This window comes from Acinetobacter guillouiae CIP 63.46, assembly GCF_000368145.1.
Taxonomy (GTDB): Bacteria; Pseudomonadota; Gammaproteobacteria; order Pseudomonadales; family Moraxellaceae; genus Acinetobacter; species Acinetobacter guillouiae.
In genome coordinates, this window is record NZ_KB849281.1 from 370648 (window position 1) to 385157 (window position 14510).

10 protein-coding genes are annotated in these 14510 nt (G+C 37.3%); 2 read left to right on the forward strand and 8 right to left on the reverse strand.

Annotated features, from left to right (window positions below; genetic code table 11):
* Positions 1–36 precede the first annotated feature (36 nt).
* Positions 37–852 carry an IclR family transcriptional regulator gene (locus F981_RS01680; RefSeq protein WP_004717641.1) on the forward strand — a complete coding sequence of 272 codons (816 nt, stop codon included), beginning with the start codon at positions 37–39 and terminating at the stop codon, positions 850–852.
* A 240-nt stretch (positions 853–1092) separates the two neighbouring features.
* Here F981_RS01680 and F981_RS01685 read toward each other — a convergent pair whose 3' ends face one another.
* The 4 genes from F981_RS01685 to F981_RS01700 form a co-directional block, all read right to left on the reverse strand.
* Positions 1093–1830, reverse strand: a complete 738-nt coding sequence (locus tag F981_RS01685) for a PA1136 family autoinducer-binding transcriptional regulator (RefSeq protein ID WP_004717643.1) — start codon at positions 1828–1830, stop codon at positions 1093–1095.
* Positions 1831–1958: 128 nt separating this feature from the next.
* Complete coding sequence (gene hchA, locus F981_RS01690; protein WP_004717644.1) at positions 1959–2828, reverse strand: glyoxalase III HchA; 870 nt, start codon at positions 2826–2828, stop codon at positions 1959–1961.
* Between the two features lie 469 nt (positions 2829–3297).
* Positions 3298–4158, reverse strand: coding sequence for a Vmh family MBL fold metallo-hydrolase (locus F981_RS01695; RefSeq protein ID WP_004717646.1), 861 nt, complete (start codon positions 4156–4158; stop codon positions 3298–3300).
* A gap of 25 nt (positions 4159–4183) precedes the next feature.
* Complete coding sequence (locus F981_RS01700) at positions 4184–4840, reverse strand: DsbA family protein (protein WP_004717647.1); 657 nt, start codon at positions 4838–4840, stop codon at positions 4184–4186.
* A gap of 142 nt (positions 4841–4982) precedes the next feature.
* On the opposite strand from F981_RS01700, the gene F981_RS01705 reads away from it, so the two are divergent.
* Complete coding sequence (locus tag F981_RS01705; RefSeq protein ID WP_004717650.1) at positions 4983–5324, forward strand: winged helix-turn-helix transcriptional regulator; 342 nt, start codon at positions 4983–4985, stop codon at positions 5322–5324.
* A 109-nt stretch (positions 5325–5433) separates the two neighbouring features.
* On the opposite strand, the gene F981_RS01710 is transcribed toward F981_RS01705, so the two are convergent.
* From F981_RS01710 to F981_RS01725, 4 genes are all read right to left on the reverse strand, one after another.
* Complete coding sequence (locus tag F981_RS01710; RefSeq protein ID WP_004717651.1) at positions 5434–5766, reverse strand: hypothetical protein; 333 nt, start codon at positions 5764–5766, stop codon at positions 5434–5436.
* Positions 5767–5889: 123 nt separating this feature from the next.
* Entirely contained in the window at positions 5890–6285 is a 396-nt protein-coding gene (locus F981_RS01715) for a hypothetical protein (RefSeq protein ID WP_004717653.1), read from the reverse strand.
* A complete protein-coding gene (locus F981_RS01720) occupies positions 6273–11096 on the reverse strand; it encodes an RHS repeat-associated core domain-containing protein (RefSeq protein WP_004717655.1) in 4824 nt (1607 codons plus the stop codon). The genes F981_RS01715 and F981_RS01720 overlap by 13 nt, the downstream gene beginning before the upstream one ends.
* A 15-nt stretch (positions 11097–11111) precedes the next feature.
* Entirely contained in the window at positions 11112–14282 is a 3171-nt protein-coding gene (locus tag F981_RS01725; RefSeq protein WP_004717657.1) for a type VI secretion system Vgr family protein, read from the reverse strand.
* Positions 14283–14510 lie beyond the last annotated feature (228 nt).

Sequence of the window (14510 nt, forward strand, 5' to 3'; positions counted from 1 at the left end):
GCAGGAATTCCAAAATAAACATAGGGCAACTTGGCAATGAACTTAATAAATGATGCTCTCTTGGAGCAAAATGCTGAACCCAATAATGATGAACGTTATTTAGTACCGGGTTTGGTGCGTGGCTTAGCCATTTTAAAATTATTTGATCAACAGCATCAGGAAATGACCATTTCTGAAATCGCAGAAAAATTAGATGTAAACCGTTCGAGTGCTTTTCGTTTAATCCACACCTTAGAGTTTTGTGGTTATTTAAGAAAAATGTCGCAAAAGACTTATGCGCTGAACAGCAACGTGATGGAACTTGGTTTTAACAGCTTATCCAAATCATCGCTGACTGATTTGGCTAGCCCCATCATGCGTGAATTACGCGATAAAATTAAAATCGCTGTGCATCTTTCGATTTTAGAAGGCACTGATATCGTCTTTATCAGCAATGCCCAATCTATTGGTTCATTTACCAGTAATGTGCATATTGGTACACGTTGGCATGCCCATGCCACCGTAATTGGACAATTAATTTTATCTCGCCTTTCCGAGGCTGAAGTGGTTAAGCGTTATGAACATTTTACCGATTGGAAAGTCTATTCTGATCGTACACCACGTGATTTGGCGAGTTTATTAGAACGTTTAAACTATGTCCGCAGTCAGGATTTTATGATCAGTTGGGGGCACTTTAATACCGATATGGCTGCCAGTGCTGCACCTATTTATAGTCAGGCAACTCAAGAAATCGCTGCCGTATTATCTGTAAGCTGCCCATTGAGCACCTATACAGAAGATTTATTTAGAGGTGAAATTTCTCAAAATGTAGTTGAGTATGCTGATAAAATTTCAAAATTTATTTATTTTTAAGCATTGATAAATCTAATTACTTCAATTTGGGCATAGGGAAGACTAACCAAATTTTCTACACATACACGCCAAATAAAGAATCCTTCTGGTTTTTATTTGGCGATCATTATTATTTTATTTCTTTTCTTCTTTTTTTGAGGGGGGGGCTTAAAATCTCAATGCTCACGCTATGTTTCTTAAAAGAATCGCTGCGCTTTTGGCTAAACCTGAATGTTTAAAAGTCGCAAACATCGAGCTGCTTTATAATTCAATTTCTCTGCTGATGATGGCAGAAGCAATTGCTTGAGCAGTAGATTTTACTCCTAAGCGCTTTCTTATACTGCGTAAATGATTTTCAACAGTTCTCTCTGAAATTTTTAAAATGTCGGCAATCTCAAAATGCTTTTGACCCACTGCTGCCCATTTTAAAACTTCTTTTTCACGTTTGGTCAGTATTTTTTTATGCGCAATTCTATGCTTTTGTTTATGTAAAATTTCACCAAAGGCAATATTACAAACCATCTGTACTGTGAGTTTAAAATCAGCACCCATATCCGAAATTTCACCCGCAAATGAAATTGCACCCTCTAAACCTGTCCGACCAAATACGGGCACTTGTATTCCGTTGACCTCACCAAGATGCAAAGGGCTTTTGATAATCCGATAGGTTTCTTTTGCAGTTTTTTTATGCAAGCTCTTTGCCCAAAAAAAGGCTTCATCGTATTCAAAAATATGCTTGGTGATTGGGCAGCGGCGTAAATATACTTCACGCTCTTCGATATTGCTGCGATCAATCCAATTGCCATGGACAAAGAAAACTTCATCAATCCATTCATGTTGGTTTTGAGGTGAAACACTACATACAATAATCCGATCAAAATTTAGCTGAGCAGCAAATCCCACCAGAATTTTAAATAGACTTTCGAGGTCACGTGCTTGTCTCAATTGGTGAACAGTCTGAAACAATAAATCGGCCAGTTGATTGCTTGCAAGTCTCATAAAGCCGTCTTCTCACTAAACTGAACACTTAAAACTAAAATATTGGAGATCAGTAGCAGATCGCCTCTAGATCTCCAATATTGAGATAAAAAATTGCGTCTAAATAGAAACAACCTCTTGATTGATGCTTATACCAATTCAGGATCAGCCAATAAGGTTTCAGCGGCTAACTTACCTAAATTATGCGATGCCAAAGGACTATCTCCAGTCAGAAGTTTTCGGTCTTTATGGACCTGCCCTGTAATACCTTTATTTAGGATTTTAACGCCTAATTTATCGAGATTTTCACCCACCAACCATTGTAATGGCCCAGGCATATAACCAATTTCAATATTTGCGCCTTTATCTAAAAAGTCAGGAAATACACAAATTTCATAATCTTTAAATATATAGTTTTCTGGTTTTTCATCGACGGCTGCGGCAAGTAAAGCTGCGGGTCCATGACACAGTGTAATCACATATTTATCGTTGTTTATCGCCCATTCTAAAACTTTTTTAACACTTTTACTTTCAGGAATTTTCGCGAGTACACCATGACCACCGGGAATGAAAACCCCTGCATATGGCGAGTTTCCAGCAATGATCTCGTCCAAAATATCATCAAGCTTTAACGGGTTTTTAAGTCTTTCAGCATACTTTGCATAAGTATCTAAAACTACCTTATCTTCATTCGGCATCGCCCACATTTCCAGCTTGGCAGGATTGCCTGAGAGCGTTGCAATATCAAACTCAAAGCCTGCATTGTCTAAATGAAATACCGGAAGTAACATTTCAACTGGATGATTTCCTGTAGAAAAGAATTTGCCGTTTTGCATCAGGATATAGCGCTCATCCGTTGTAATCATCAGAATTTTTTTGTCGCCACGATATGGATTGGGATAAGTCGTACCGTCATAATCTGTTTTCGATGCGGTGTACTGGCTTAAAGAATAAGGGGATGGAAAAAATGCATTATCTTCAGCAGTATCTGGTGTAGGTATTTTACTTAGTTCAGTCATTTTTTACTCCAAGCGTTCTTATAGAGGATATATTCAACATGCACAGTATATTCTGCCCTAAAAAGATTTTTGAATGAGGGAAAACCCCTATTCCTACATTTTTAAAACATATGCTGAATTCAATTTTAATCACGCTATCGCTGCCAATAAACCCTGTTTTATTAACATTAAGCATCTGATTTTTATTTAATTATATTTTAAGAAAGTTTTATATTTTCTACGATCCATACTCACGCTCGATACAGAAATACAACGTAGAGATGAAATGAAATACTGTGAGAGATTTTTTAAATGTTGATTGTGTATTAGACTTTGAAACTCTAAATTCCGCTTAGAAAAAATCAATGGCTTCAATGATGAAACTTAACCATGATCTTAGATTAAGTTTCACCTGATTAGCTTAACCCATTATCCTCGTTCACCAACAATGACGAAGTTCATGAATTTAAAACAATAGGTCATCGTTAAATTATTTCCATTCCATCTCACCCATCAACACTTTAGAGCTTAACTCCAAAGAACTTTCTTCAGCCAAGTTCGGGTATTTTTCTTTTAAAGCAGCAATCACTGATGCTGAATCTTTATGATCTTTTAAAACTTGATCAACCTCCACAAGGTATTGATAAGTAAAGTCGATTGCTTGAGTTCCTGTTGGAATATCACCAATATAATGTCCAGGAATCACTGCACGTGGATTTAAACGATTCATTTGTTTTAGCGTTTTTCGCCACTCGTTACGTTCTTTTTCAGTTTGTGCATCTGCTGTCCACACATGAATCCCTGAAGATAGCCCTACACCACCTAGAATTGTACGATTGCTTGGAACCCAAAGATAAGATGCGTATTTACCCGGTGATTTGATCTCAATTTTTTCACCTTCTAGCACAATGGTTTTATCTTCACTGGCACTCGGTACAATCACTTGAGATGGCGCACCATTTTTTAAGATAGGCCCCCAATAAGCAAACTTACCTTCTTTGGTTGCTTCAATATGTTTAACAACTTCTGGGGTTGCAATCACTTTTGCATCTGGAAACGCTTGTACCAGTGGCTCTAAACCAAAATAAAAATCTGGATCACCCGCTGTAATCACAATATATTTAAGGTTTTTACCGCTGTCTTGAATGATTTTAACCAAGTTCTTTGCATCGTTGACACTAAATTGCGCATCCACCAGCACGGCATCTTTTTCACCCGAAATAAGTGTAGATGTAACTGGAAAAATGCCTTGTGCTTGTGGGTTATAAACTTTATAGCTTAACTCTGCTGCAAATGCTGAAGCACTTAACATCACTGAACTTGCAAGAAGTGTTTTTAAAAATAATTTCATATTGTTAGCTCTCTTTGGAATTAAATTAAGATTTAAGTAGTTGTTGATCTAGAAAACGTACAAAATCCTCTGATTTATTATAAAAAACATGAAGCGGTATTTTGCCCATTTCACCATGTTGATTTTCATACACCAATGTTGGAAAACCTTGTCCTCGAACATGGGATAATAATTGGCGTGCATGCTGAATATATTCATCTTGTTGATCTTGATCGATCGCATCTAAATATTTTGACCATTGGTCATTATTCAGTCCTAACTCGACAGCAAATTGCTCCAGTACACTATATTGTGTGACATTTAGACCTTTTTGATAGTAGCCCTGTTGTATTAAATTTAATAACGATATCATCGCGCTATGCCCTAACCCCTGCTGAATACTCAGTAAAGCATGAGTTGCAGGGATAGAGTTCATGATCAGTGTGCTGTCTTTAAGCAAACCATTTTTATAATCATCACCAAAATCAACACCTGTGAGTTGATGGATTTGTTCATCATAGTGAATGATCTGTGTTCGCATTGCTGCTGTCATTTGTGGCTGATGATCTTCGCTATAAAGTCCACCAAAATGTAGGCGTTGTAGATTTGGAAATTTTTCTTCGACTGCATTAATTAAAGGCAGTGCCCCATAACTCCAGCCGCAGATTGGGTCGATAATCCAGTGTAGAATTGGAGAAGCCATAAATTAACTCTCATCTATAAATATATGATTCAAAATATGTGAAAAGCCACACAGTTTTGCTGATATTTGTTATAGTAAATAATAAACTTACTTTTTGTAAGTACTTACTAAAAAGTAAGTGTTTTTTAGTCGTGGAAAGTTTATGAATACTGATGAATCTTGTTTAGCCGCAAATGTGTTGTCAAAGAATTGCCCCTCTCGGGTTAAGCTTATGCATTTAACCAATCGTTGGGGCGTTTTGGTCATGTTCTGTTTAAGACGAGGAACACATCGTTTTAGTGAGTTAAGACGGAGAATTGATGGCATCAGTGAAAAAATGTTGACTCAAACTTTACGTGATTTGGAAAATGATGGTTTTGTGATTCGTAAGGAATATCCAATTATTCCGCCACATGTAGAATATTCTTTATCTGAAAATAAAGGAGTTGAAGTCGCTGAAAAAATTTATGACTTGGTTCAATGGATTGAACAAAATGAAAATTAACTAGGAATTGTTATAAGTTGTGTATTTAATGTTCTTTTTCACTTTTCTTAAGTTTGATATTATCAATAAACATAAGGGACTGAGTGATATCTATTTCAACTTATATTATTTAGGTTCTTAATACTTTATTGCCTAAATTAAATTCATTCACCATCACTTCCAAATCACAACTAATTTTTAAGCTTTTATTCTCGATATATTTATTTACATTTAAAGATATATAAGGCAAGAAAATATTCATCAACTTAATTAAATCACTAATTCCTTTCGCTTCAAATTCGACAATATCTAAATTTATATTATTTTCATTCATGTTAACAAGATTTACTGTGACTTCATATTCGAACCCTATATACATATCACTTTCAATTTTTGGATAAATATAAACATCTAAAATTAATTTATATTTTTTGAATTCCCACAATAAAATTGTGATATGCATATCTGTTCATTAAATTACAAAAAATATGATTATTTTTAATAATCATATTCATTTTCAAAACTTAGTATTTCATTTATAGCTTTTCAACTTTTTACTACTACTTTGTCGTGATTCTGCTATGAATTAGCTTCTATTTTCTTCAGAAGATACTGGTAAAAATGAATAACCTTTTGCATATATTTCAAAACAATGATCATAAGTCCATAATAAATATAAATTCATTCCATTTCCATCATAATTTACATAATCAAAGTTTGAATTAGATTTATGTGAGTACAAATGTTCGAACTCATCATATTGAAGCATTTTAAAATTATTTACATTAGTAAACATGATTGATAGCAACTCGGAAGTTTTAAAAGTTTTACCATTTTCATTTTTTTTAATTTGACTATATGTCAAATTAAATTCTAAGCTATTACCTTGAGGATTAAATTTAAACTCATTTAACCAAAAATCTGTACGAGATGAAAGTATCCCAAATCTGGTACTGATTGGTAAAAAATTTAATTGTGACATATTGTTTTTCCTGCATCATTTGTAGAGAATCGACGTAAAGTAGCTTCTTGCTGTATTTCTTCTGGAGTAGCCCATCTTGTATTTACTCCAACTTTCGCCTGTTTCGCGGCCGCTAATCTTCGATTATCAAGAGAATATACCATATTACTTTTAGCACCTTGCTCTAATAATTTGGCTTGAACATTTTGTGGAAGATCTTTAAATCTCACTAACCTAATAGGCTCAACTTTGGCAGCATAAGATGGATCTGCCTGCAATCTATGTGCTAGGCCATTAACATTACCACCATTTCCAAAACAAGGACTATAACCATTTTGACTGTACCTAATTGTTTTAGTTGACTTTATACGTTCCAATCCTAAAGGATCAATCCAACTGGTTGAACTAGGTGCATATTGGTATAGATTATTTCCACCTGTTAATCCAATAGGATCTTTACTTACAAACCGCCCCACATAAGGTGAATAGTAACGATAACGGTTGTAATGCAGTCCTGTTTCTTCATCAAAATACTGCCCCTGAAAACGGATGTTATTGCTTATAATTTCTGAGCTTTCAAAGAAGTTAGATTTAGCTTTTTCAGCCTTACACTCACCCCAAGCTTTATATTCAGCTTTCCAAATGATCGAACCTGTATGGTCGCTCATTTCTTGTGGTGTACCCAAATGGTCACAGTGGTAGAACCATACATCATCAAAGCCTTTGCTTTGCTTGGTAGTTTTCCATAGTGGGTCACGATGTACACTATACGGCTTGTCTGACCAATCAGGTGTTTGATGTAGTTCTATAGGGCTTTGATAGACGGCTTGCAGCATCGGCACAAAACTATCTTTTTCGTAGATATAGTGTTTAGTGGCTTGTTCTGTTGACTCATAAGCCAATGTGTCACCATCCCATCCATAGATGATGTTATGTTCATCCCCTGTATGATGCTGCTTATTACGTTTTTGTATTCTTCGTCCTAAAGCGTCATAGCGATATTCTGCTGTGTATTGGCTGTTACGGCTTTTGATCATTCGACCATAAACATCCCACTCAAGATTTAAATCACCTTGCGTTGATTTTTGTCGGACCAATTGTCCGTATGCATCATATTGGTATTGTTGGTCTAGGTATTCTTTGACCACGTTATTGACTAGACGATTGTAGCGATAGCCTTTTTCTTCTGCTGTTTGTTGATGGCTTTTGGCTTTATCATCTTTGTAACGATCAACAATATTGCTGGCAGGGTCAAAACTAAAGGTTTCTTTACCGAGTTTACTACTGGCTTCAAGTAAGCGTCCAACAGGGTCATATTTATATGCAATGTTACCACGACGTGTATCTTTGATCGCTGTCAGCTCACCTGTTTTATCGTATTGATATAGTCGTTGTACTAATTGGCTAGTTTGTTGTAGTGCATTGTTCTTTTCTTCGTTTGGGACTTTGTATTGGTTTTGGTAACCATTGTCATGCTCATTGAGCATGATTTGGCTGTGTAATCGTCCTGCTAAGTCAAACTGTTGCTCTTGGCTAACCCCATTAGCGTAGTGGCGAACAACTTCACGATGTAGGTCATCTCGCTCAAAACTCACCAAATCCTGTCCATTGACAATCAGGCTTTGTACATGACCTGTACCATAGGTAAGCCAATCTATATTTTGTCCATCAGGGCGTATGGTTTTGATTCGATCATTGATTTCATCATAACTATGCTTCCATACTGCTGTTTTATGTGTTTTATAATCCTGTTGGTATTCTTTAATTACATTGCCAGCAGCATCGTAGAACCACTGTAAATTGCTCTCGGCATTTTTTGCTTGTATGAGATTACCTAAATAGTCATAGGCAAATTCTTCGGTTTGTTTGGATTCAAGCTCTAAACCATCGTGACCATAGCCTGCTGTTCGTTGTTCCAAACGCCCCATACTGTCAAAAATAAACTGTTGGATTCGGTCTTTTGGTGCTGTACGATCTTTTAGATCTTGACCATATGCTGATGCTACTTCAATACTTGTAGCCAAACGACCATTCAATTCATCGTATTGATAAAGAGTTTCTTTAGCATCAAAATCAATTTCTTTAACTAAGCGCCCGCCTACATCATAAATGAATTCGTAGTTTGCACCGTTCTCATTGATCAATCGGGTCAAACGTCCAAGGCGATCCCACTTGTATTTCAGTTTATGATTCAGTGCATCGGTACGTGACAGGATTAAACCTGCTTCGTCGTATTCATAGCTTGTTTGATGTTGTTTTGGATCTATATGAGCAAGCAATCGTCCTTCAGCATCATGCACAAAATGTTCAATAGAATCATCAAGATGTTTGATCTTTTCCAACTGACCAAAGGCGTTCAATGGCAAACCTTTGATTATCGGCTCACCCTTATCTGTAGTAATTTCTGTATAAAAATATTCAACTTTCTGTTTTAAACCATTTTCAACAGATTTAACTCGCCCTCGATCATCATACTGCCACTTAGTTTCTTTACCTGAACAGTCAGTATAGCTCAGCAAGTTACCTTGATCATCATATTTAAGGGCTTTACTCCCCCCTTTGGCATCTGTAATTGCAGTCACTAAGCCCATGCTGTTGTAGGCATAACCAGTTTCATGTTTCAGCGGATCAATTTCTTTAATCAGGTTGCCTGAACCGTCGTATTGTTTAAACCAGCGACCTTGCTCTGCATCCACCATACCAATCAATTGGTCTTGTTCATCATATTCAAAGTAAGTTGTTGCACCATCTGCTTGCGTTGTCGAGAGAACATTGCCTCGTTCATCATAGCTATAAACTGTTTCTGTGCCATCTGTAGCCACATGTGAAGTAATATTTTTTGCATCGTCCCTAAAAAACCATTCCTGTAAATTATCAGGATAAATAATACGATAGGTATAGCCTGTAATGCCGTAGTAATGTTCCGTCACATTACCATCTATATCAGTTACAGTAGTAACACGTACATTCTCATCCCACTCAAGTTTTCTTGCCGAACTATAATCATCAGCCCACTCTTCAATCGCCTTTGAGCTTGGTAATTTTCCATTCCATTTCAAATTCATACCACGTTTTGTCAAGTCTGTATAACGTGTAAGAAGATGATGTTGGTAGGTATATTGGTAAGAAGCACCAAATTCGTTGGTTGCTTGGATCAGATCAGCTTGATCATTGTATACATATGCAGATAACTGACGTTTTAATTGCCCATCCTTCACCAACCATATTTCATCAACCAATTTGTTTTGATTCAGCTTTAAAGCAAGGTGCGCTAAGATATTTTGGTCTTGTTTAAATATAATATCGGATAAATAGCTTTCATCATCAATGCGGTGATCATAACGTAAACCTACGCTAAACCCATTTTGGCGCTCTATAGAAACTAGTCTAAATTCATTTTTATATTTTTGGTAATAACGAGATTCATTTGAACCAAATGTAATTGCACGAATATCATCAGAAACTACAGTGTAGGTAAAATTTTCAATTTCATCGTAAAAGCTTTGCCCAGCCTTTAATTCACGTAGCTTGATAGGACGACCATCTATACCAATATATTCCCAACCTTTCAGTTCAATATTTTCTTTTGGATTTTTTTCATTATATTGACTACGTTGTACAATTTTACTGCTAAATGGCGTTGTCCAACGTGCGCCAAATATGGATTGGTCATACTGATATAGATTCGAAATATAAGAACGAGCCAAGGGCTCAACCACTAATGGATGAATCAGTGCATCATCATGCGTTAAAAACTCGGTCCCCATTGCAAATGAGATAGAACCGCTTGTTCCACCTTTACAGTTCTTACATTGATTGGCATTGTTAGTCGCAGGATGTTCATCCCTAGATTTTTCTAATTTATTATTGTTCTTTGCATTTTTTGCCTGCGTTGTCTGTGTGGCTTTCACTTGAGCTGACTTGGTCTTTCTAAATCGAGAAGCACCTAATCTCAAGACCTCAAATAACCATCCTATTGTTTGTGGTTCAGCTTTATTTCCTAGTTTTCTGATTTTGGCATTTGCCGTCACACCTACTTTACTGATTGTTGCACCCACATTTAAAACAGGTTGTTTTAAATGTTGCGGAACAAGCATTGAAACGACTTTAGCATTGTTATTTACATTAGTTTTAAACAGGGCTTTACCCCAGTTTTCAGTCATATAAACTATATTTTTACCAGCACGTACAAGATCTCCACTTTTTAATCCCTTAGCAATTCCTGCTGCTTGTTGTTGTGCCCGTGTTGCATTTGCACCTGCATTGGTAAACACTTTACCCTGTGTCACCACACGAACAATTCCTCCATTGATTTCAGTAGTTGCACCTTGAATGGTATTTCCGCATGATCCTAAAATAGAGTTGAGTTGCGTCAAGCCCGATGCACAAAATTTTTCAATATTACCTGCAACTTGATCATTTAGATGTTTACCAATAACAGTAATTACTGCTTCAGCTAACGCAGCTTTTCCAACCCTCTTTACTTCCTGACGTACTAGAAATAATGCAGGTCGAGCTGAGGTACGAATAGCTGTTGTACCTGGTACGGGAGCAACACCTATTAAATCAATACCTACAGTTGTCCAATCAAAGACATCGGCATTCTGATAACCTTTTTCATAAATTTGGAAAATGTCTGTAACTACATCAATTGCAGCCATAACATTCCCAATAATCGGTACAGTTCCTAATACACTGCTAACTAAGTTCAAACCAACGAGTTGGTGAGTATGGTCTAGTAACCACTTATCAATTTTTTGCTTTGAATTATTGATGTCTTTAATAGACACTTCATTGAGTGGTTTTACAACTTCTGTTTTTGGTTGAGCCATTGTATTTCTTCTCTATTAGTTCTTATCAAATGGGCTTTTTAAATATTGCGGTAAAACATTTGTTGTTATACCACTGATATTTGAAAGATTAACTTCACTTTTTTGCGAAGCAACAAATCCCCCGCCTAAATTAGCCAGACTACCATTTGATTTTGTATTCGGTAATAAACTTGAAATTTTCTCTGATACCACACCCTGTACTTGATTATTGAGCATTGGTAGCAAAGTTTTAGCACCATCAGATTTAATTTTTTGTGCTAATTGAATATTCTTCATTAAGCTTTTAGGATCAGTCAGTTGTTTGGTAAAATCGCCTAACGCTGCTTGTGCTTTTTTACTCACATTTGCCAGAAGTGATTCAGATTGTTCTAAATCCTCATCATTTTTATTAGGCCACTCAACTTCACGCTTGAAGTCACTAGACTCATCCCAAGGATCACGTTGATCATCTTCAAAATTAATTTTGACTGCACCTGCTGCTAATCCTGTAACTCTGGCAAAACCTTTATCATCTAATTTACCTTTAACAACTTTGCCTAATACATCAGTAACACTATATTCCCCACTTTTTACAAAATTTCCATGCGCATAATCATGCAACAACTCTAAAACGCCTGAAGCACGTTTCGGTGGTGGGGGTAGGCTAGACTTAGCACTAACACTTGCCCCGCCCTGAAACACATGCTGCCCAGCATTCACTTCAAACTTTCCACCCGTCTTTGGAAAAATTCCTGAGCCATTTAAAGTAATCTGTGAAGTTGCACCTGTAATCACAACTTCTTTAGGACTACTAATCACAACTTTGTCATCAGTAGATGAAATGTTAATCCCCAGCTTGGCAAAAATATCTAATGCATCTGACTGCGCTTGGATCTCGACTTTACTCTGCGCTGCAATGGCTTTAATGCCACCTTGAGCAGCAAATAAACTGAGTTTGTTTTGTGCGTGTGCAATCAAATTCTTTTGCGTACTCAAGTTGATGCTATCGCCTGCAATCTGATTGATCTGTGAATCTGCTGATAAATGAATATCTTCTGGAGTACTTAAGGCAATCCCATCTTGTGAACTTAATAAAAGCAAGGCTTTATTAAATTTTGCAATTTTTTGCTCTAATTGTTCTGCAAATTCTTTTAGTTGTTCAACTGATTCAATTTCATCAGTTTTTTGATTTTTGGCAATATCACTTAAGGCTTTACTGTTGGTCTGACTACCCTCAAGTTGCTTTTTGGCAAGCTCTGAATCAAGGTGATCACCTTTGGCTTGGTCTTGTTTATAGGTTGAAAGTAGTAAGCCTTGCCCTGCCCGAACGGCTCCCCATTGGTCAGTTCTCAGCTCAAAGCCTTCACCACGATCATCACTTCCTGCTTTGTCTTTAGGATGACTCAGTTTGCCCAAGTTGAGTTGGCTGGCACCATGACTACTCTGTAACTGGCTGCTGATTTGGCCAGTAGTATCGTCAAACCTAAGTTGATTGTAGCCACTGCCTTGATACTCTCGACTTTTTATTCCTGCCAGTTTCTTGGTATCAGGCAGTTTGCCTTTGTCATCAAACTTGCTTGGATGACGTTGCGCTTCATGGATGCGCCCAACCACAAATGGACGGTCAATGTTGCCATCAAAGAAATCAATCACAACAATCTCACCGATTCTCGGTAAGAATCGCGCCCCATAGCCTTCACCTGCCCATGGGGTCAGGATATCGACCCAAGCGGAATCTGTGTCATTGTCATTAGAACCCGCACCGCCATCATGGGTATTGTCTTCATTACGGCTAAACAGGAAGCGAACTTTAATACGCCCCCATTCATCGACATGGATTTCTTCTCCACTTGGTCCAACCACTCTAGCACGTTGGGGTAATGCAATCGGACGATGTTTTAATGGATCGTATTCTGGAACAGTGGTGATATTTCGACGTTGTAGCACCAACTGATTGGCTTGACGCTCATCACTATTGTTTATTGTAATATTGCTCATTTGCCAATTGCTTTGTTGGACTAAAGCGGTGACTTGATCGGTGAGGTCTTTGGGTAAGTTATTTTGGTTATAAAAACTTTTAGCTGTGATTAAAAATTCTTTGTCTGCACCTGAGTGTTGATCTATCTCAGGGTGTTCATTCAGTTCAAACCAATAGCCAACATGTGCATCGCGCACTGTTGACGTTGCTGTAAATTGTTTGGCTTGTGAATCATAATAGTTGCTGAGGTTTTGATTAAATTTTTCAATCTGACTGTTGCCCGATGGCGTTGCGCCATCTTCACCATTAAGGTCTTGAATCCATGCAGGGCTAAAGTGCCATGCTTGTTCTAAAGCTAGACTGGCATTGTCATAATTTTCACTATGGCTGTGCTTACTTTGGACACTACCAGCGCCTTCATCAATATCCAATACATCAGCTTGCCAACGCTGGATATGCACCGAAGTCGGTTGAATGGAACGCTGACCAATAAAATTGGTAATTGAATCAGTTTTTTCTACGGCGCTGCTTCTATGGAAGCGAATATTGCGGCGTTCTAAGGCACTAAATTGCGAATTGTCATCAATTAAACGAAGCTTTTGTGCTTGAATTTGTTCTGTTGAACTCGACACTTTAAGCTGGGCTTCATCGATCAGCCAGTTAATCCCTTCACTTCTCATCAAACGGGTCAGGAAGTCAAAATCACTTTCAGAAGCCTGCATAATAAATGGGCGTACATCATAGTCTTTGCTTAAGCCACTCTTATCTAGACTCAGACTTGAGGCAAACAGTGGGCTGCGTTGTGCCCATTCTTGGAACACGGTCTGGATCACATCCACAACCGACTTATTCATAAATACTCGAGAGTTTCTACGGTGTTTCCAAAGTGCTGTTGGGTCTTCTACAGTCAAACGATAGATAGTAAGAGAACCATCAGATGCGCCAATATCGGCTTGGGTCACAATCCCTGAAATACGGGTTAACTCAGATTTATCTGTGACAATATCGATTGCAGCTTGAGTTCCAATAAAGCTTTTTAAAGGGATAGTTGCTGACGTTGCAAGACAGATGAGTTGGAGCCGAACACCCTCATTGATTTGATGTGTTCCATCGATACGTTGTAGGAACACCTGTTGGCTCAACGCCGAATTAGAAAATTGTACGTGAATCGCACGTTTTTGTGCTGATAAGCCAAGCTGCTCCAAAGCAGCGTAAATATTGTTAGACATGCATTATTATTTAATTTTAAATTGTGATGTATTCTACTAAAAAGTTAGGCGGACTGTCTATTTATTACTGGTTATTTACACAACACTGACTTGGTTTTGAATATGCCCGTTTTAGCTCAATATCATTATTGATAATGGTCATTTGCAATGATTAAAAACTTGAAAGCGCGCTTAGAGTTTTTTCACCAAACATAAGTGATCAACAGCTCAAGATAAAAAGCTAAAATA

What these genes read in the sequence shown, in the direction of transcription:
- F981_RS01680 (WP_004717641.1), top strand. Translation starts at nt 37, where the DNA reads ATGAACTTAATAAATGATGCTCTCTTGGAGCAAAATGCTGAACCCAAT.
- F981_RS01685 (WP_004717643.1), bottom strand. Translation starts at nt 1,830, where the DNA reads ATGAGACTTGCAAGCAATCAACTGGCCGATTTATTGTTTCAGACTGTT.
- hchA (WP_004717644.1), bottom strand. Translation starts at nt 2,828, where the DNA reads ATGACTGAACTAAGTAAAATACCTACACCAGATACTGCTGAAGATAAT.
- F981_RS01695 (WP_004717646.1), bottom strand. Translation starts at nt 4,158, where the DNA reads ATGAAATTATTTTTAAAAACACTTCTTGCAAGTTCAGTGATGTTAAGT.
- F981_RS01700 (WP_004717647.1), bottom strand. Translation starts at nt 4,840, where the DNA reads ATGGCTTCTCCAATTCTACACTGGATTATCGACCCAATCTGCGGCTGG.
- F981_RS01705 (WP_004717650.1), top strand. Translation starts at nt 4,983, where the DNA reads ATGAATACTGATGAATCTTGTTTAGCCGCAAATGTGTTGTCAAAGAAT.
- F981_RS01710 (WP_004717651.1), bottom strand. Translation starts at nt 5,766, where the DNA reads ATGCATATCACAATTTTATTGTGGGAATTCAAAAAATATAAATTAATT.
- F981_RS01715 (WP_004717653.1), bottom strand. Translation starts at nt 6,285, where the DNA reads ATGTCACAATTAAATTTTTTACCAATCAGTACCAGATTTGGGATACTT.
- F981_RS01720 (WP_004717655.1), bottom strand. Translation starts at nt 11,096, where the DNA reads ATGGCTCAACCAAAAACAGAAGTTGTAAAACCACTCAATGAAGTGTCT.
- F981_RS01725 (WP_004717657.1), bottom strand. Translation starts at nt 14,282, where the DNA reads ATGTCTAACAATATTTACGCTGCTTTGGAGCAGCTTGGCTTATCAGCA.